Here is a 19562-nt window from a genome sequence, read left to right as displayed (position 1 = left end):
AGTTAAAGCTCGACAGAAACGCTCATGCCAACCCTAAGGTCAGTCAACTGCTCGTTCACAGGCTTAGCTTCAACTTCAAATGTGCGCAAATCAAAACCCTGAGAGGCATCGGTTGAGCGCCAGGTCGCAAAGTCTCCCATCACTGAAATATGAGTCACTTTAAACTCAACGTTTTTCTGCAGGGCAGGAAGGTAACCGGTAAAGGTTTTACCTTTCTGAAAATCTTTAAGTAAGTCTTCCCGCACATTAAATACAGCCCACGCGTCTTGCATATCAACGACGGTAACCACGGGGAAGCCCTGAGGCGCAAGCTCGCCGCTGTTGAGCAGTACCTGTGAGACTTCGCCGTTAAACCAGCTTTTTATCCGGGTGTCAGCAGCATAAGCTTCAACTTCCGCAACGGCTCCCGCCGCCATACGGGCTTTCTCTTCTGCAGCGCGTTTGGTCTCTGCACGGGCGCCTTCTCTGGCCATCTGATACATCTGATAGGCCGCACTCTGTGTATATTCGGCCGCTTTCCATTGTGTCAGCGCTTCATCTCTTTTCTGTTCGGCAACAACGCCATCTTTATACAGATTATCTACCCGGTTAAAGGTCTTTTCTGCAAGCTGTGCCGCTGCTTTGGCTTTCTGCCACTGGTCTTTGGCAGCAGAGATTTGCTGGCTTCTTGCCCCGTTCTGAGCTTCCTGAGCCAATGCACCGGCCGCTTCCTGACCGGCTTTGGCCTGTTCAAGCTTGGCATCAATTTCAGGGCTATACAGAGTAAAGATAGGATCTCCCTCTCTGACCATATCGCCTTTTTTTACCATCACTTGATCGATACGGCCGGCGACTTTAGATGAAATGCTGTATTGCTGAGCTTCAATCTGACCTTGCAGTCTTACCGGCTCAGGCTGGTAGGCCTGATAAAAACTATATCCGACCCAAGCCGCAATACCGACAGCAACAGAGGTGACTAAAATTGGTTTTACTTTGTTCATTGAGTTGCCTCGTCGTTAACTGGTTGGTACGCCGTTCGTTCGTACTGATTATATGTATTGATTTCGTTACTCAGGGCCAGCAGCTTGTTCAGTGCAATTAGGTAGTTAAAACGGGCAAGTTCCTGCTGGGTTTTTACTCCGGCCAGATACAGTTCTGCGTCAACCACTTCCAGTGAGGTAGAAAGCCCTTGTGAAAATGCTCTGTTTCTTAACTTAAGGTTCTCATCGGCGAGGGTAATGCTTACCTGTAAGCCTTCTGCCTCTTCGACGGCCTGTTGCGCTTCGAAATAGGTTTTCTCCACCAGCAGAGTAAGATCTTTTACCGCCTGCTGATTAAGATGGTTGATCTGTAATACGGCGCTTTGTGCTGCCTGCATGTTTTCCGATCGGCCACTGGAGTCAACAAGGGGCAGGCTGACACCTATGCCGACCATCCAGTCGGGCGCCATTTCACTCGCCAATGTGTCATCTTCATGCAGGGTGTAGTTGCCATAAGCCATTACCTGAGGGAAGTAGCGGCCTTTCTCTGCTTTGATTAAGTTGGTTGCTTGCTTCTTTTTCGCTGCCAGTAGATCCAACCCCGGATAGGTGTTCAGGGTCTGCTCTGTAAAAGCGGATTTCGGGGGCAGTGACTGGTTAATAAATAACTCAGTGTTCGGCAGTACTTTTTCGTTTTGGTTAAGTATCTGACTAAGGGCAGAAACCGCTATCTCAACATCTTTTTCCGCTTTCTTTCTGTCTACAACCGCCTTTGCCAGTGATGCTTCTGCCTGAAGTCGTTCAACCTTAGCAATCTGACCCTGTTTTTCCATCTTCAGGGCAAAGTTGCGGTGTTTTGTCAGCCCCGCTTCCACAGATTGACGGGTCTGAAGAACCTGACGGGCAAGAACCACACTAAAATAGTACTTGGCCAAATCTTCATACTGAGCCAGAACTTCTATCTTTAACTGAGCAACAGCTTCGTCTGTCTGGCCGGCAGCAATATTTTGCGCTGCGGTAATTCTGCCACCGGTAAACAGCGGCCATGTCGCGCGTATAGAAGAGGTAAACAGATCTTTTTCGGCTATGGTAGAGACGGGATTTAATCCGCTTAGTGCACCGGCTAGTGCCGGGTTTCCAGCGGCTAAGCCTGCCAGAATCTGGCCGAGAGAGGCTCTACTGGCGGAATCAAGGCTATCCAGTAGCTGTTCGCCGTTGACGGTTACATCACTATCCAGACGGGTATAGTTAGCACCTACGGAGATAGTGGGGTAGTTAAGAGCCTGTTTAGACTGTTGCAAATGTTTATATCTGTCGACATTTGCTTTACTTGCCGCTATCGGATTGTTCTTGTCCTGCAAAAGCTGCCACGCCTGCTCAAAACTGATTTCAGCAGAATGACTGAAAGGTGAAACAGCAAACGCCACAAGTAATGTGGTAAATCGGATCTTATGGGTGATCATTCAATTGACACCGGAGATAAATAAAAAATAGAGTATATACTCTAATAATTTCACTCTCAATGGTTAGACCACTCTAACTATGCAAACTGTCGCTCTTTCTTTAACAGCTTCTACCGATTGTCGACAATCCCTTACTTAACCGGTTGGTAATTCGCCCTTTTATGTACAGAAAGCCCCTCAATACGCCTTTCTACTGATAATTTTCTTTACACTTGGCTTTAGACATTAGTCTAGTTTGTCGACAATCTTCTTGTGTAGATGCCGCCTGATGGTCTATTTTTATACTGTTTCTTACATATTGTTAACATTCTGGAATTTATAAATGGGTTTAGTTGCAGATAAAAACAGGCGCACCGCAGAGAAAGAAGGGACTAAGTCAGAAAACCTGACTGAGTACCTGATTGAAGCCATTGTCAGTGGTGAATTAGCCTCCGGGCAGAAAATTTCTGAGCCGGAATTATCTAAGCAGTTCGGCGTTAGCCGCGGGCCGTTGCGGGAAGCGATTATGCGACTGGAAGGTCTGGGTCTGATTGAGAGAATTCCCCATGTTGGTGCCAGAGTCGTTACCTTTTCCTCAGAGAATTTGTCCGAACTGTATGCAGTAAGGGAGTCTCTTGAGGGGATGGCGGCACGCCTTGCTGCGAGAAATATCAGCGAGGAAGAGCTCGACGCCTTAAAACAGTTATTGTCGACACATTCAAAGCATATCGATCAGGTAGAGGGTAAATCTTATTTTCAGCAACAAGGAGACTTCGATTTTCACTACCGAATCATCAAAGCAAGCAGAAATAAAAAGCTGATAGCCCTTTTATGCGACGAGTTATATCACTTGCTACGTATGTATCGCTATCAGTCACCACGGTCTCACTCAAGACCAGAAAAAGCCCTTGAAGAACATAAGTTTATTTTAAAAGCGATAGCTAACCGCGATGAAGAGCTGGCCGAACTTTTAATGCGCAGGCATATATCCGGTAGCAGAATTCTTATCGAGCAACAGATGGAGTCAGGAAAGGAGAACCACTCATGAGTTTAAGTCAGGGCGCTAAGTTTCGCCTCGCTGTTAAAGAAAACAATCCGTTACAGATTGTCGGTACGGTTAACCCATACTGCGCCATGATGGCCAAGAACGTCGGTCATCAGGCCATTTATCTTTCCGGTGGTGGTATCGCCAACGCATCCTATGGTTTGCCGGATCTAGGTATTACCACACTGAACGATGTTTTGGTGGATGTAGACAGAATCACTAACGCCTGCGATCTGCCTCTGATGGTGGATATCGATACTGGTTTTGGTGGTGCTTTTAACATTGCCCGTACTATTAAGGCGATGGAGAAAGCAGGCGCCGCTGCCGTTCATATGGAAGATCAGGTGGCTCAGAAGCGATGTGGACACAGGCCTAACAAAGCCATCGTCAGTAAGCAGGAGATGGTTGACCGTATTAAAGCGGCGGTAGATGCCAGAAATAACGACGACTTCGTCATTATGGCAAGAACTGATGCACTGGCCGTTGAAGGGATTGATTCCGCCATTGAACGCGCCATTGCCTGTGTTGAGGCCGGTGCCGATATGATCTTTCCGGAAGCAATGACAGAACTAAGCCAGTACCAGACATTCTCAAGCGCACTATCCTCAGCCACTGGTGAGCATGTGCCAATTCTGGCAAACATCACCGAGTTTGGTCAGACACCTCTTTATGGCGGGGAAGAGCTGGCCAATCACGGTGTTGATATGGTGCTTTATCCGCTCAGTGCATTCCGGGCAATGAACAAAGCGGCTGAGATGGTTTATCAGCATCTGTTAAATGAGGGTAATCAGGAAGCGGTTGTTGAACAGATGCAGACCAGAAAAGAGCTTTACGCTCATCTGAATTATCACGATTACGAAGACAAGCTGGATCAGCTGTTTTCTGAAAAATAATGACTAATTAATTGTGCTGAAATGTGTAGCGGCTTCTTTACAAGGAAAACAGCGATAAACAAACCCTCCGCGTCATGGATGGCGCAGCGGAGCACCAAGGAAGGGTTTATGCGTGATTGTGTTCGGTGTTTTCTGGCAGCAAAGCATATTTAGCAACAGATATTTAATCCAATAACGTTAATTAAGTGAAGCAAAAGCAGTAGGGAAGCTTCAGAAATAAAGGGAAGGAGTTCGTCATGTCGGACAAGAAACTTGGTGGTGCAGGTCTTCGCGGACAAAGTGCAGGTACAACATCTCTCTGTACCGTAGGAAAGTCAGGAACAGGCTTAACCTATCGCGGCTACGATATTACCGATTTGGCAAATAATGCCGAATTTGAAGAAGTCGCCCACCTTTTGTTACAAGGTCACCTGCCTAATCAGAAAGAACTGGACGATTATAAGACTCGTCTAGTCGGCCTTCGGGGGTTGCCTCAGGAGCTGAAAAATGCCCTTGAGTTAATCCCGAAAGATGCCCATCCAATGGATGTTATGCGTACCGGTTGTTCAGTATTGGGTAACCTTGAGCAGGAGATGGATTTTTCACAACAACAGCACGCAACAGAACGTATGCTGGCCACGTTCCCGGCCATCATTTGTTACTGGTATCGTTATAGCCATGACGGTGTTCGTATCGATACTGAAGATAACAGTGAGAACTGTATCGGCGGCTACTTCCTTAAGATGCTGACCGACAATAAACCAAGTGAACTGCACAAAAAAGTGATGCACTGTTCTCTTATTCTTTACGCTGAACATGAATTTAACGCATCGACATTTTCTGCCCGTGTCTGTGCTTCTACACTTTCGGATATTCACTCTTGTATCACAGGTGCAATCGGAACACTTCGTGGTCCTCTTCACGGCGGCGCTAATGAAGCCGCAATGGAAATGATCGAAAATTGGCAGACTCCGGAAGAAGCAGAAAAAGAGATTCTGCGTATGCTGGATGCAAAAGAGAAAATCATGGGCTTTGGTCACGCTATCTATCGTGAATCAGACCCACGTAATGCACTGATTAAGAAATGGTCAAAAGATCTCTCTGAGGCAGTGGGAGATACCCACCTGTATGCCGTATCAGAAAGAGTAGAAGCGGTAATGAAACGTGAGAAAGGCCTGTTCTGTAACGCAGACTTCTTCCACGCATCGGCCTATCACTTCCTTGATATTCCGACCAAATTATTCACCCCGATATTTGTTATGAGCCGTCTGACTGGCTGGGCTGCCCATGTTTATGAGCAACGTGCCAATAACCGCATAATCCGCCCAAGCGCAGATTATGAAGGACCGGAAGCACAAGAGTGGCTGCCGATCGAACAGAGAGATTAGCAGCAAAAACAGAAGCGGGATGCCCAGATGTGTCCCGCTGGTGAGCAAATGACGGAACTAACTATGAACAGCCAATATCGTAAAAAACTTCCCGGAACAGAGGCAGACTATTTCGATACCCGTGAAGCGGTGAATCAGATAAAGCCGGGCTCGTATGAAACCCTGCCTTATACCTCTAGAGTACTGGCAGAAAATCTGGTACGACGTTGTGCACCGGAGTCGCTGACAGACTCACTGAAGCAAATTATCGAACGTAAAAGTGAACTGGACTTCCCCTGGTATCCGGCGCGGGTAGTGTGTCATGACATTCTAGGTCAGACTGCACTTGTGGATCTGGCCGGCCTGAGAGACGCTATCGCCCAGCAGGGCGGAGACCCGGCAAAAGTAAATCCGGTAGTTGAAACTCAGCTTATTGTTGACCACTCACTTGCGGTAGAACACCCGGGTTCTGACCCCGAAGCTTTTGATAAAAACAGGGCCATTGAAGACCGCCGTAATGAAGACAGATTCCACTTTATTGAGTGGTGTAAAACCGCCTTTGAAAATGTCAGTGTAATACCGGCCGGTAATGGCATTATGCACCAGATTAATCTGGAAAAAATGTCCCCTGTGGTTCAGCTGAAGCAGGGTGTTGCTTTTCCTGATACTTGCGTAGGAACAGACAGCCATACTCCCCATGTCGATGCCCTTGGTGTTATTGCAATTGGCGTCGGCGGACTGGAAGCGGAAACCGTTATGCTTGGCCGCCCGTCAATGATGCGCCTGCCTGATATTGTCGGTGTAAAACTGACAGGAAAGAGGCAACCGGGCATTACTGCAACTGATATTGTTCTGGCCATTACTGAATTTCTGCGTGAGAAAAAAGTGGTCTCTTCCTATCTTGAGTTTTTCGGTGAAGGTGCAAGAGAGCTCACCATAGGTGACCGTGCCACTATCTCGAATATGACTCCGGAATACGGCGCAACAGCTGCCATGTTTTATATCGATGAGCAGACCATTAATTATCTGAAACTAACGGGCAGGGACGATAAGCAAGTTGAACTGGTTGAAACTTACGCTAAGCAGACCGGCCTTTGGGCGGATGATTTAGAAACTGCTGAGTATGAAAGAGTACTGGAGTTCGATCTTTCGCTGGTTGGCCGCAATATGGCAGGCCCTTCCAATCCGCACCGACGTCTTCCTACGGATCAACTTTCACAGCGCGGCATTGCGGCAGCATGGCAGCAGGAAGGAAGTGAGCTACCTGATGGCGCAGTAATAATCGCTGCAATCACTTCTTGCACCAACACCAGTAACCCGCGAAATGTAGTTGCAGCTGGCTTGCTGGCCAAGAAAGCCAATGAACTGGGCTTAATCCGCAAGCCATGGGTTAAAAGCTCATTCGCTCCCGGTTCTAAAGTAGCCAAACTCTACCTTGAAGAAGCAGGCTTACTGGAAGAGCTGGAAAAACTTGGCTTCGGTATTGTGGCGTATGCCTGTACTACCTGTAACGGTATGAGCGGAGCGTTAGATCCGAAAATTCAGCAGGAAATTATTGAGCGTGACCTCTATACCACCGCTGTACTGTCAGGAAACAGAAACTTTGACGGACGCATTCATCCATACGCGAAACAGGCATTTCTTGCCTCACCGCCGCTGGTTGTCGCGTATGCTCTGGCCGGAACCATGCGCTTTGATATCGAAAGCGACGCCCTGGGAACGGACTCAAAAGGAAATCCAATCTATCTCAATGATCTCTGGCCGACAGATGAAGAGATTGATCAGGTGGTCAGCAGTTGCGTTAAGCCTGAGCAGTTCAATCAAGTTTATATTCAGATGTTTAAGCTGGATGATGAGAAAACTAACAGTGATCCTCTGTACGACTGGCGGGAAATGAGTACCTATATCCGTCGGCCGCCTTACTGGGAAGGCGCTCTTGCTAAAGAACGTACCTTATCAGGTATGCGTCCTTTAGCTGTGTTACCTGACAATATCACTACGGATCATCTGTCTCCTTCAAACGCCATTCTGGCATCAAGTGCTGCCGGTGAATACCTGGCGAAAATGGGAGTTCCGGAAGAGGATTTTAACTCCTACGCCACCCACAGGGGCGATCACCTGACAGCCCAACGGGCAACCTTCGCCAACCCTAAACTGTTTAACGAGATGGTTAAAGAGAACGGCGAAGTTAAACAGGGTTCTTACGCCAGAGTAGAGCCGGAAGGCAAGGTTATGCGTATGTGGGAAGCCATAGAAACCTATATGGATCGCGGTCAGCCACTAATCATTGTAGCCGGTGCCGATTATGGTCAGGGCTCTTCGCGGGACTGGGCAGCCAAAGGGGTGCGTTTAGCCGGAGTGGAGACCATTGTCGCAGAAGGGTTTGAACGAATTCACAGAACAAACCTTGTAGGAATGGGCGTGCTTCCGCTGCAGTTTAAATCCGGCGATACCCGCCACTCACTCAATATCGATGGTACGGAAGTGTTTGACGTAATTGGTGAGATAAAACCACGCGAAGATTTAACACTGGTCATCAGACGTGCAAGCGGGGAAGAGAGCAGGGTTACGGTCACTTGTCGTCTGGATACTGCCGATGAAGTGGAAGTATACAAAGCCGGTGGCGTGTTGCAGCGTTTTGCTCAGGATTTTCTTGCTTAGGAGTCAATTATGAAAGAGAGCAATGGAAATACTCCGTCGCAAATAAAAATCCCCGCAACCTATATGCGGGGAGGCACCAGCAAAGGGGTTTTCTTTAGCCTGAAAGATCTGCCGGAGCAGGCTCAGGTTGCAGGTGAAGCACGGGATAAACTATTGATGCGTGTTATCGGCAGCCCTGATGCGTACGAAAAACAGATTGATGGTATGGGGGGCGCAACATCCAGTACCAGCAAAACAGTCATAGTGTCAGAGAGCAGCAGTCCGGATCACGATGTTGATTATCTGTTTGGACAAGTATCCATAGATAAGCCTTTTGTCGACTGGAGCGGAAACTGCGGTAATTTGTCTGCTGCTGTCGGTCCTTTTGCTATTCATGCCGGGCTGGTTGCACCGGAGAGGCTGGTTGAGAACGGAATCGTTACGGTCAGGGTATGGCAGGCCAATATTCAGAAAACCATTCTGATACATGTCCCTATGAAAAACGGATATGTTCAGGAAACCGGTGACTTTGAACTGGATGGCGTTACCTTTCCGGCAGCGGAAATTCAGGTCGATTTCGTTGACCCTGCCGATGGCGAGGGCTCTATGTTCCCTACGGGTAATCTGGTTGATGTACTCGAAGTTCCCGGTATCGGTTCCCTCAGGGCAACCCTGATCAACGCCGGTATACCAACCATTTTTGTTGATGCGGAGTCAGTTGGTTATCAGGGCACGGAGTTACAGGGTGACATAAATAGCGATGCCGAGGCACTGGAAAGGTTTGAAAAAATCCGTGCCTATGGCGCGTTAAAGATGGGCTTGATTACTGAGCTTGAACAAGCGGCAGGCAGGCAGCATACGCCTAAAGTGGCATTTGTCTCAGGAGCAAAACGGTATACAACATCAAGTGGAAAAACCGTTACTGAAAATGATGTTGATTTGCTTGTCCGGGCTCTTTCAATGGGCAAACTGCACCACGCAATGATGGGAACCGCAGCAGTGGCCATAGCATCGGCTGCCTGTGTACCTGAAACACTGGTCAATATGGCGGCCGGAGGCGGGGAGAGAAACTCCGTCACTTTTGGTCACCCGTCGGGTAGCTTAAAGGTCGGTGCCAGTGCGGTACAGCTGCAGGGGCAATGGTTGGTTGAAAAAGCCACTATGAGCCGCAGTGCAAGGATAATAATGGAAGGATGGGTACGTGTACCTGTCTCTACAATGGATGAATAAAACACTGGAGTGTGCAAATGTCTGGCTACGAAAAAGAGTACTTATTCGCGAAAGAACAGCCTGAGGAGTTTTGGAAACAGCAGGCAGAGCAGCTGTCATGGCATAAATTTCCCTCTTCCATATTACAGCAGGATTCGAATGGTATAGAGAGATGGTTCGCTGATGGTGAACTGAATACCGCATGGCTGGCTCTGGATTACCATGTAGAGCAGGGACGGGGAGACAAGGTCGCATTGATTTACGATTCACCTGTTACCCTGAGTAAAAAACAGTACACCTATGTTCAGCTAAGGGATCAGGTTGCTAAAGTTGCCGGTATGCTGGCCGCTCAGGGCGTCACTAAGGGCGACAGAGTTGTTATCTATATGCCGATGATTCCTGAAGCGGCAATGGCCATGCTTGCCTGTGCCCGCCTTGGTGCGATTCACTCAGTGGTATTTGGCGGTTTTGCCCCAAATGAATTAGCAGTGCGTATCGAGGATGCAGAACCTAAAGTGATTATGACCGCCTCATGTGGCATTGAGATCAGTAAGGTGATTCCGTATAAGCCATTAGTCGATAAAGCGATTATGGACAGCCGCTGGAAGCCGGAAAAAGTACTGGTTTTGCAGCGTAAGCAGGAGCTGGCAGAGCTGAATAATGAACGGGATCTGGACTGGCAGCAGGAGGTTGAAAAAGCGACGCCTCACGAGTGTGTGCCGGTGAAATCAACCGACCCTCTCTATATTCTCTATACATCAGGTACAACCGGTAAGCCAAAAGGTGTTGTGCGTGATAACGGCGGCCATGCTGTAGCAATGAAATACAGTATGAGCACCATCTACAATATCAGTCAGGATGATGTTTTCTGGGCGGCATCTGACGTGGGCTGGGTAGTAGGGCACTCCTATATTGTCTACGCTCCCCTGATTCATGGCTGCACCTCAATACTATTCGAAGGAAAACCAGTACGGACACCTGATCCCGGTGCCTTCTGGCGCGTTTGTCATGAGTATAAGGTGACTGCCTTGTTCTCAGCACCTACTGCCTTCAGGGCAATCAAGAAAGAAGATCCAGAAGCTACTCAATTAGAGAAGTACGATCTCTCTTCATTGCAAACCATCTTTATGGCCGGTGAACGTCTTGACCCGCCAACCCTTGAATGGGTGCAGGAGAAAACCGGTAAACCGGTTATCGACCACTGGTGGCAAACGGAAACCGGCTGGGCAATTGCCGGTAATCCGACAGGCATTGAAATGATGGAAGTGAAAGCAGGATCGTCAACCAAGCCTATTCCGGGTTATCAGGTCGAAGTACTGGATGAAACCGGAGAGAGTGTTGCGCCAAACCAGCAGGGCTTTGTGGCACTGAAACGGCCATTACCACCAGGTACATTGCCGACCGTATGGCGTAACCATGACAGATTTGAGACAGGTTATCTGAGCCAGTTCCCGGGTTACTACGTTTCCGGAGACGGCGGCTACTTCGACCAAGATGGCTACCTGTTTATTATGGGACGTATCGATGATGTGATTAACGTAGCCGGTCACAGGCTCTCAACCGGTGAAATGGAAGAGATAGTTGGCGGGCACCCCGCGGTAGCAGAATGTGCAGTTGTCGGTATTCACGACGACCTTAAAGGGCAGCTACCGTTAGGATTGGTAGTACTGAAAGACGGTGTCAAAGTGGATGAACTAGCACTGGAAGGCGAGCTGGTAGGTAAGGTGCGTACTGAAATAGGTGCGGTGGCTTGCTTTAAACATGCCCTTGTAGTGGACCGTCTGCCTAAGACCCGTTCAGGTAAAATTTTGCGTCGGGTAATTCGTCAGATTGCCGATGGCGAGTCTTATACTGTGCCGTCAACAATTGATGATCCATCCAGCCTCAACGAGATTGAGAGGGTACTACACAACTAATATCAATCGGAAACGCTTAGCTACAAGCGCCGTTATTTAAAGTGCCTGAGTTTTCCCCGGACACTTGATTTAGCGGCGCTTTTCTTTTTCTCTGTTTCTAATATTCGGTCATTAACCTTATACTTGAATACAAATCAATTAATTAGGTAATGACTTTGTCTTCAGTTCAAATCCGTATGGCCGGCTATGATGATCTTGAATTTCTCAACCGCCTTATGTATCAGCTTCATGAACATCACCATATTGCTCAGCCAGACCATATTAAGACGGCGGCTGAAATAGAAGAAGAAAAAAGCATCACCCGTTATCTGGATAACCCCGACTGCTTTGTCTACGTTGCTGTAGAGCAAGGCGTCATAGTCGGTTTTATTACCGGCCAGTTTTGTGAGTTGATCTCTCAGATAAGTAAGCCTGTTCCCATGGGAACGGTAGATGAACTTTACGTTATTGAAAGCCATAGAAACAACAAAGTAGCTGGCAAATTGATTGAGAAACTGGAACAGATGTTTAGCGACTTAGGCGTGAAGAGAATGTTTGTTGAAGTATGGAATTTCAACCAGCCGGCAATCGCACTGTATAAGAAGCAGGGCTTTTCTCATCATATCCACTGGCTCTGTAAGGAGCTTGGATGAAGCTGTTGGCTACGCTGTTTCTGTTGCTTGTTCTCTCTTTACCAAACGTGCACGCCGGCGATAAACCCGTCAGAGGCGCTTTGTGTCTGATACGTGCTGATCATCAGCTGCTTCTGGTACAAGAAGTGATGACCAATAAGCTCTCTCTTCCCGGTGGAACTATAGAGAAGGGTGAGCCGCCGGAGTTGGCAGCCGAACGGGAAACCTGGGAAGAGACAGGTTTAAAAGTCTCGGCCGACAGGCTACTGGGAATGACAGATAGTGCTTATGTGTTTAACTGTGCGCTGCAAGAGCAACTCACCGCTTATCAATATCAGGATGCATCCCATTACAGAACCGTTCCTTTATGGGCATTTCCTCACTATGGCGTCGAGGTTCGCAGGGTACTTCTGGTCGCGCCGGAGTTTGTTCAGGCCGCACAGTACCGCTATCCGCAGCAGTGGAATGGGATAGTTAAGGATTTCTTTAAGGCAACAGAGCAAACAGCCAGATATATCGAAAACCTGACACATCAGGCTTCAACTATTGAACAAAAGCAGCTCTATTTTTTAGCTCAGTTACAGTCGCTGATTGATAAAAGCTTTACAGATAACCAGATACTTTGGCTGCAAATAGCTGACTCTCTATCCGGCATTGCTGTTTTCAGTCTGATTATAGCCATCACGTTACAGTTTTTTGGCTTTGCTTTTACACTCAGGCTTATGTTGATCTGCTCTGTTTCCGTCGGGTTTGTCGTAGTTAGCCGAAGTTACTTCGCACTCGCAAGACCGTTTGAGTATCTGCCTTCAGTACGCCTTGGTAATAGTTTCGGCTTTTCAGTTCCGGATTTAACCGTTGTTATCGCGGTTGTGATTAGTTTGCTGGTGCTAAAAAGAGTGTCACCAAACAAAGGCTCAGGGCAGGGGATGGTTGCGGCCAGAAGTTGTAAATTTCTGCTGTTTGCTGTTTTTGCTACTTATGGGGTGTTGCAGTTCAGTCTGGGTAATCAGTTTATTAGCGGAATGCTGATTAGCCTGCTGGTTGGCTACCTGATAGTAACCATTTTCAGTTTTGCCGGGCAAAGGTTGCTGAAAGGCAGTGAGTACCAGAGCAATCCTCTGCTATGGGTATTTATAGCCTCGTTCTCTGCGGCCTTCACTTATCACTCTTACAACGTAGAGATGGCTTATATATGCTTGTCTGCATTAACTCTCGCCATCTTACTTTATGCGACAAAATCGCCCCGTGTAGTGCACTTTTCTCTGTCCCGGGCGTTTACTGCTTCAGTTTTGATAATTGCTCTCCATCTGGCAGTAAATAGTGTCACAAAGATGGTTTCATACAGTGGTTTTTATAGCTCATTAGCAGAGTTGAGCTATGCACCTCTGCTAACTTACCTGATTTGGTTAATCCTTGTCAGAAAACCTAGCTCAGAACAAACTTCTCGATGATCTGAGCTACGCCTGAATTATCGTTAGTGTCTGTAATAATATCGGCTCTGCGCTTTGTCTCCTCACAGGCATTACCCATAGCGACACCTAGCCCGGCAAATTCGATCATATGATGATCGTTTTGTGCATCACCCATACAGATAACCTGTTCAGAACTAATACCCATATGCTTAGCAATACTCTCAACGGCCAATCCTTTATTACTCTGCTTGTGCAGAAACTCGACAAAGATAGAGGCACTTCTTACTAGTGTGTATTTTTCACTAAATTCCTGAGGAATTTTAGCTATTACTTTATCCAGTACCTGCTCAGAGTCAGCAAACATAGTTTTAATAATCACTTCATCGTCTTCAAGCTGGGTGAAATCATACTCATTGATTTCCACCCCATTCACCGTCGCTTCATGGCCGGTATAAGGGTTATTTTCCGGGGTGATTAAACCTTTAGTTTTACTGAAGGCGTGGTGGTGAACGTTAAGACGTTTTGCCAGCTGAGAAGTCTTTTTCGCGTCTCTTCCGCGGATAAGATTTTCACGAATTATCTTGTCGTCTGAGGCACGAAAAACCATAGAACCGTTGTAGCAGACAATAAAGTCATTCTCTGAGGTCATATTAAGCTGCTGTGCTATCGGTTTCATTCCTTGTGGCGGACGCCCGGAGGCCAAAACCACGGTTACCCCTTTAGCTTGTGCTGAAGCAATGGCTTCTCTATTTCTCCGGGAAATAGTTTTATCGCTGCTTAACAGCGTGCCGTCCATATCCAGAGCAATTAACTTGTACATTGTTAAACCTAACCCGCTGAATAAATTTAATAAAATGAGGGTATGCCTTTTTTGCGGACTCTGCCAGAGAAACTTGCCGTTGACCTGCAATTAATAACCCTTTACTGTTGCGCCAAATAGTTAAAGGTAAGCGATATGAAAAAAGCAGTTGTTGTATTTAGTGGTGGTCAGGATTCTACAACTTGTCTGGTAAAGGCAATCAAAGAGTATGATGAGGTACACGCTATTACATTCGATTATGGGCAGAGGCATAAGCAGGAGATAGAAGTGGCCAGAGAGCTGGCTGAATCCCTGAAAATTAAAGCACATAAGGTAATGGATGTAGGCTTGCTGAATGAGCTGGCCATTAGCTCGTTAACCCGTGATGATATTGCCGTTTCTCATGAGCTTAATGAAAAAGGGCTGCCGAATTCTTTTGTACCGGGACGAAATATCCTGTTTCTGACGCTGGCGGGGATCTACGCTTATCAGGTCGGGGCTGAAACTCTGATCACTGGTGTATGTGAAACTGACTTTTCTGGTTACCCAGATTGCCGTGATGAGTTTGTAAAGTCGATGAACGACGCCCTTGCGAAGGGGATGGATTACAAACTAAGTATAGAGACGCCGCTAATGTGGCTTAACAAAGCTCAGACATGGGCATTGGCGGATAAGTATCAGGCTCTGGAGTTAGTAAGAGATAACACTCTTACTTGCTACAACGGAATAATTGGTGACGGATGTGGAGATTGTCCTTCGTGCCTGCTGAGAAAGAACGGACTGGATGAGTATCTGGCCGATAAACAAGCCATTATGGAATCCATTTCAGGCTAAGCCAGCGACTTAAGCTATATCGGGGCATTAAAAAAGCAGCCTTAAATGGCTGCTTTTTCATGTCTGTTTAGGAAAGAAACCTTATAGATATAGCTTGGCCAGATCGGTCGGCTCAATTTCTTTTCCTTCAAGCTCGGCATTCCAGTTAGTACCCACCAGTACACCGTCTTCAGACAGGGTAATCAGCCAGTCTTCAACAAAAACATCCAGAGGGATTTCGCATACCTCAAACTCCTGCCACTCTTCAACGTTGTGTATTTCAGCGTCTTCACGGCTGGACCAGAATGGCATAACTTCACTGTTTTCAAACTCAGAAGAGTCACAGGCCAGCCAGTCTTCTTCTTCATTTCTTAGCCCCCAGACAACCTGAGTCTCTTTAGTCTGGCTGATAAATAGTTCCAAATTCTGTTCAATATCGGAAGTTAACTTGCTCATTTTGTTTAGCCTCGTAGTGATGATGCGACAAGGGTACAGATTTTTGCCTGTTTTTAGTAGTTATTTGTTAAATATGAACAATATTGGTGGTTTGTTGTGCTTATCAGTCTAAAGTTAGCACTATAAATTGGTGGAACTAGTTATTGTTACTTAGTCGTAGCAAACTGATAATTTTAGAGTCTAGGGCTAATGGTATAGAGCTGAACCAATTTCAGGCGAATAGTTTTTTTGTTTATTCAATCAGTAACACGAAAACTATTAAAATACTCGTACTCAGGAGTAAGTAATGCAGCCACTTTATACAAAAACGCCACTGGCCGAGGCCATTTTTGAGCTGTTTGCCGATTTAGAACAGCTTATCCGGGAAAAGGATGAGTCATTAACAGCAGGTTCGGTGAAAGCCTATGTCTTTGGTGGTTGTGCTATCCATATCTATACTAATGCCCGCGGAAGTAATGACTTGGATGCAGAGCTGGAAGCTACGAAAAAGCTCGATATTCAAAGCTTGATTATGGATTTAGACCCTATCTATTTTGAAGATCCTGAAACAGGGGAGTCTACACTGGATTGGGATCCAAACTTTAACGTTGGGCTGCCTTCACTTGCACCGGAATATAAAGAGAACAGTATTCCACTGCTCACTGGCGAGAGTATTTTGCATGTGTATCTGGTCAGCGCTGTTGATATTGCGGTTTCAAAGTTATCCCGTCTTGCTAAAGATGATATGAAAGATATCCTATCACTGTATAAGGCTGGGCGTTTCAGCTTAGAAGAGTTTAAGGCTACTGCTCAAGATGCTGTAGACTACAGTGCAACCCCGGAAAGTTTACAAAATCAGGTAGATTTTGCTATAAAGACTTTAGAAGCCGCAGACTAAGGCATAGCTCATTAAGGAATTATGAAAGACGTACAACAAGCATTCAACTCACTGGTCACAAATGACTTCAGCAATGCATCTTTTGATGATGTAAAAGCTGTTGCGCTGGCTATGTGGCATGAAGAGTTTGTTCCAAGTGTTGATGGCCTTTCAGAACAGTCTGCCCGTTCAGCTGGTTATCTGGTGGATAAACTGATGCGGTATAACTGTGTTAATGATGAGGTAAAAGCCCTTTTACGCATACAGGTTATGAAGCTGAAAAGTACCGCGACGGTTGTTCCGACTGAAGATAGAAAATGCGAGAAACTCGCCCGTAGCTGGGGACTGCATCAAGATTTGAAACTTCAGGTACGGCAACTATTGGAGTACCAGACACGGCATTACGTCCATTATCACTAGTATTGTTTACCCCTCTTAATGTAAAAAAGCACCGCTAATGGTGCTTTTTTGCTCCCACTATACCCAAATATAACTACCTGAACGGCTGACTTAGCATCTTATCCAGATACTGTTCCCTCGGTTGGCGGAACTGCTCTATACCAATAGTGCAGCCGTCATGGCCTTTTTCTGGCTGTGCTCGATAGGTGCCAAACATTTGATCCCAGATGGAGAGGAAAAAGCCAAAATTCGAATGGGTCTCACGCAAAATAATAGAGTGATGAACGCGGTGCATATCTGGGGTGACCACAAGCTTACGCAGTAAATTATCCAGACTAAGTGACATCCTGCCGTTGCTGTGATTAAACATGGCGCTGACGTTAAGCACAACTTCAAATATTAATACCGCCATTGCAGGTACACCTAACGCGAAAATCACAGCTATCTTAATCCATAGGGAAAGAATAATTTCTATGGGGTGGAAGCGTGCTGCAGTGGTGACATCAATATCCTGATCAGCATGGTGAACCTTGTGTAACCGCCAAAGTAACGGAAGGCGATGGAACACAAGGTGTTGAAGATAAATGGCAAGATCCAGCAAGATCACGCAAGTAATAACGATTAGTTCGTAAGGAAGATTGATTTGATTAAATAAGCCTAACTGCTGTTCGGTTGCTATTCCAGCCGCCTGAAAGGCAATAATAGGCATTAGCAAAGTAGCACAAACACTATTTAATCCAATTAAGCCTAGATTGTTCACCCACCTTACCATGCGGCTTTGAGTCAGTCGCTTTCTCGGCCAGCGGGTTTCCCAAAAGGCAAACAGGCAAAAACCAGCAATAAAAAAGCTGAAACGAATTAAGGTGGGATCGTCCATCAGGTATCTCGGTCAGTGATTGATATTAGCCTCACTCTAAGTACAATCGGGTAGTTTTTCCAGTAGCAGAGTCATTTATTTAAACCCGATGCGTATACACTCAGTACATAAACTAATTCATCAGCGCTTACAGCAGGCAACCAAACCGTTTAACGCCAGAGGGGCAAAGGTAAAACGCTGCCGTTATTGTCAGGTGGCACAGCAGTACTGCATCTGCCCATACCAGCCACAAATAGACAGTAACCTTGCTGTTATTCTGCTGATGTCAGACGCCGAGATTTTAAAACCGAGCAATACGGGAAGGTTGATAGCTGATGTGGTTGAAGAGACCTATACCTTTCAGTGGAGCAGGACCGAGCCATCGGCTGAGCTACTGGCTCTGCTGTCGGATGAGCAGTATTTCCCGGTGGTTATCTTCCCTGAAGAATATGTTGAAATAAAACAGCGTGTTATTAGCAGCGTATCCCAACAACGTGAAGGTAAAAAGCTGCTGTTGATATTTATTGATGCAAGCTGGCGTGAGGCAAGGAAGATTTTCAGAAAATCCCCTTATCTGGATAGTCTGCCGGTGATGTCCGTTTCGCCTTCCGCGTTATCTGAATATCAAATGAGAAGCTCAGATAATGAAAACCATCTTTCAACGGCAGAGGTGGCTCAACTAGTACTTGAGCAGGCAGGGGAACACGATGCAGCCGGACAACTCAACGACTGGTTTAAAGTATTCAGGGAGAGCTACCTGCTCAGTAAAACACGACTGAAATCGGATCTTAGCCGACCAGAATTGCAGCGTTACGTAAGTCGTTATGCCAAAAAGGAATGTGACTAACTGGCATGATAAAGCAAGCAAACCTGCTTTAGGTCACGGAACATAAGTCAGTCAATATGGATAATGCCAAGGTTTTATTTGTTTCCCGCCGTTGGGAAATGTTTTTAGGAGAGAACTATGTATTATGGATTTGACGTTGGTGGTACCAAGATTGAGTTTGGCGCTTTTAATGACAAGCTTGAAAGGGTCGCTACTGAACGTGTACCAACACCCGGTGATGACTACCAGAAACTGGTCGATACCCTTGCTGGCCTGGTTAAAAAGTACGATGAGCAGCTTAACGCAGAAGGCACTGTCGGACTAGGTCTTCCTGGTATGGAAGATGCCGATACCGGAGCAGTAATGACAGTAAACGTACCGGCTGCAAAAGGTAAGTTATTACGTAAAGATCTTGAAGCCGCTATCGGCCGTGAAGTTCGCATTGAGAACGATGCTAACTGTTTTGCACTTTCCGAAGCGTGGGATGAAGAACTGCAAAATGAGAAATCTGTTGTCGGTCTTATTCTGGGCACAGGGTTTGGTGGTGGTTTCGTATTTGAAGGCAAAATTTTCTCCGGACGCAATAATGTTGCCGGTGAAGTAGGCCATATGCGACTTCCTCTTGATGCATGGTTCCACCTTGGTGACAATGCGCCGGTATTCGATTGTGGCTGTGATAAGAAGGGGTGTTTAGACAACTACTTGTCAGGGCGTGGTTTTGAGCAGCTTTATGAGCACTATTATGGCGAAAAGAAAAAGGCCATCGATATTATTCAGGCCCGTGAAGCGGGCGATGCTAAAGCAACAGAGCATGTAGAAAACTTTATGGAACTGCTGGCCATCTGTTTTGCCAATCTGTTTACTGCTTTCGACCCGCATGTTGTTGTTCTTGGCGGCGGCTTGTCAAACTACGACCTTATTTATGAAGAGATGCCAAAACGCATTCCGAAATATCTGATGTCAGTTGCTAAAGCACCTAAGATCATTAAAGCCAAGCATGGCGACTCAGGTGGTGTACGCGGCGCAGCGTTCCTGAACATCAAATAATAGTACTGTGCTATTTGTTGAGATTAAAAAAGAGAGC

18 protein-coding genes are annotated in these 19562 nt (G+C 46.6%); 13 read left to right on the top strand and 5 right to left on the bottom strand.

Going from position 1 to position 19562, the window contains the following annotated elements; all coding sequences use genetic code 11:
- Window positions 1-2: 2 nt before the first annotated feature.
- Both PK654_RS07865 and PK654_RS07860 read right to left on the bottom strand, forming a co-directional pair.
- Window positions 3-980, bottom strand: coding sequence for an HlyD family secretion protein (locus PK654_RS07865; protein WP_271698725.1), 978 nt, complete (start codon window positions 978-980; stop codon window positions 3-5).
- Complete coding sequence (locus tag PK654_RS07860) at window positions 977-2422, bottom strand: TolC family protein (protein WP_271698723.1); 1446 nt, start codon at window positions 2420-2422, stop codon at window positions 977-979. The genes PK654_RS07865 and PK654_RS07860 overlap by 4 nt, the downstream gene beginning before the upstream one ends.
- 322 nt (window positions 2423-2744) lie before the next feature.
- Between PK654_RS07860 and PK654_RS07855 the strand changes: the two genes are divergently transcribed.
- The 8 genes from PK654_RS07855 to PK654_RS07820 all read left to right on the top strand — a co-directional run bounded on the left by PK654_RS07855 (window position 2745) and on the right by PK654_RS07820 (window position 13512).
- Entirely contained in the window at window positions 2745-3449 is a 705-nt protein-coding gene (locus tag PK654_RS07855) for a GntR family transcriptional regulator (protein WP_271698722.1), read from the top strand.
- The gene (prpB, locus tag PK654_RS07850; protein ID WP_271698721.1) at window positions 3446-4339 is read left to right on the top strand and encodes a methylisocitrate lyase; all 894 of its coding nucleotides are present in this window, start codon (window positions 3446-3448) and stop codon (window positions 4337-4339) included. The genes PK654_RS07855 and prpB overlap by 4 nt, the downstream gene beginning before the upstream one ends.
- Window positions 4340-4575: 236 nt before the next feature.
- Window positions 4576-5706: a bifunctional 2-methylcitrate synthase/citrate synthase gene (prpC, locus tag PK654_RS07845; protein WP_271698719.1), complete on the top strand. Its 1131-nt coding sequence runs from the start codon at window positions 4576-4578 to the stop codon at window positions 5704-5706.
- A 48-nt stretch (window positions 5707-5754) separates the two neighbouring features.
- A complete protein-coding gene (acnD, locus tag PK654_RS07840) occupies window positions 5755-8346 on the top strand; it encodes a Fe/S-dependent 2-methylisocitrate dehydratase AcnD (protein ID WP_271698718.1) in 2592 nt (863 codons plus the stop codon).
- A gap of 9 nt (window positions 8347-8355) precedes the next feature.
- Window positions 8356-9555: a 2-methylaconitate cis-trans isomerase PrpF gene (gene prpF / locus PK654_RS07835; RefSeq protein WP_271698717.1), complete on the top strand. Its 1200-nt coding sequence runs from the start codon at window positions 8356-8358 to the stop codon at window positions 9553-9555.
- 17 nt (window positions 9556-9572) lie between these two features.
- Window positions 9573-11450, top strand: coding sequence for a propionyl-CoA synthetase (locus tag PK654_RS07830; RefSeq protein ID WP_271698715.1), 1878 nt, complete (start codon window positions 9573-9575; stop codon window positions 11448-11450).
- Window positions 11451-11599: 149 nt separating this feature from the next.
- Complete coding sequence (locus PK654_RS07825; RefSeq protein WP_443088731.1) at window positions 11600-12082, top strand: GNAT family N-acetyltransferase; 483 nt, start codon at window positions 11600-11602, stop codon at window positions 12080-12082.
- Window positions 12079-13512 carry an NUDIX domain-containing protein gene (locus tag PK654_RS07820; protein ID WP_271698713.1) on the top strand — a complete coding sequence of 478 codons (1434 nt, stop codon included), beginning with the start codon at window positions 12079-12081 and terminating at the stop codon, window positions 13510-13512. The genes PK654_RS07825 and PK654_RS07820 overlap by 4 nt, the downstream gene beginning before the upstream one ends.
- Here PK654_RS07820 and PK654_RS07815 read toward each other — a convergent pair.
- Window positions 13487-14293, bottom strand: coding sequence for a Cof-type HAD-IIB family hydrolase (locus PK654_RS07815; RefSeq protein WP_271698711.1), 807 nt, complete (start codon window positions 14291-14293; stop codon window positions 13487-13489). The two genes, PK654_RS07820 and PK654_RS07815, sit on opposite strands and share 26 nt — an antisense overlap.
- 135 nt (window positions 14294-14428) lie before the next feature.
- Here PK654_RS07815 and queC point away from each other — a divergent pair, with 135 nt between their 5' ends.
- Window positions 14429-15106 carry a 7-cyano-7-deazaguanine synthase QueC gene (queC, locus tag PK654_RS07810; protein ID WP_271698710.1) on the top strand — a complete coding sequence of 226 codons (678 nt, stop codon included), beginning with the start codon at window positions 14429-14431 and terminating at the stop codon, window positions 15104-15106.
- 81 nt (window positions 15107-15187) lie between these two features.
- Here the strand turns inward: queC and PK654_RS07805 are convergent, their stop codons facing one another.
- A complete protein-coding gene (locus PK654_RS07805; RefSeq protein ID WP_271698709.1) occupies window positions 15188-15541 on the bottom strand; it encodes a DUF2750 domain-containing protein in 354 nt (117 codons plus the stop codon).
- A gap of 286 nt (window positions 15542-15827) precedes the next feature.
- Between PK654_RS07805 and PK654_RS07800 the strand changes: the two genes are divergently transcribed.
- Entirely contained in the window at window positions 15828-16418 is a 591-nt protein-coding gene (locus tag PK654_RS07800) for a DUF6036 family nucleotidyltransferase (protein WP_271698708.1), read from the top strand.
- Between the two features lie 21 nt (window positions 16419-16439).
- Window positions 16440-16817 carry a hypothetical protein gene (locus tag PK654_RS07795; protein WP_271698706.1) on the top strand — a complete coding sequence of 126 codons (378 nt, stop codon included), beginning with the start codon at window positions 16440-16442 and terminating at the stop codon, window positions 16815-16817.
- Between the two features lie 73 nt (window positions 16818-16890).
- Here the strand turns inward: PK654_RS07795 and PK654_RS07790 are convergent, their stop codons facing one another.
- Window positions 16891-17673, bottom strand: coding sequence for a sterol desaturase family protein (locus tag PK654_RS07790; RefSeq protein ID WP_271698704.1), 783 nt, complete (start codon window positions 17671-17673; stop codon window positions 16891-16893).
- An 88-nt stretch (window positions 17674-17761) separates the two neighbouring features.
- Here PK654_RS07790 and PK654_RS07785 point away from each other — a divergent pair, with 88 nt between their 5' ends.
- Together PK654_RS07785 and nagK are read left to right on the top strand one after the other, a co-directional pair.
- Window positions 17762-18499, top strand: a complete 738-nt coding sequence (locus tag PK654_RS07785; protein ID WP_271698703.1) for a tRNA-uridine aminocarboxypropyltransferase — start codon at window positions 17762-17764, stop codon at window positions 18497-18499.
- Window positions 18500-18616: 117 nt separating this feature from the next.
- Window positions 18617-19525 carry an N-acetylglucosamine kinase gene (gene nagK / locus PK654_RS07780; RefSeq protein ID WP_271698702.1) on the top strand — a complete coding sequence of 303 codons (909 nt, stop codon included), beginning with the start codon at window positions 18617-18619 and terminating at the stop codon, window positions 19523-19525.
- Window positions 19526-19562 lie beyond the last annotated feature (37 nt).

It is taken from the genome of Vibrio sp. SCSIO 43137 (assembly GCF_028201475.1).
Taxonomy (GTDB): Bacteria; Pseudomonadota; Gammaproteobacteria; order Enterobacterales; family Vibrionaceae; genus Vibrio.
The sequence above is the reverse complement of the archived record's forward strand: the minus strand, read 5'-3'. Positions and strand labels throughout refer to the sequence as shown.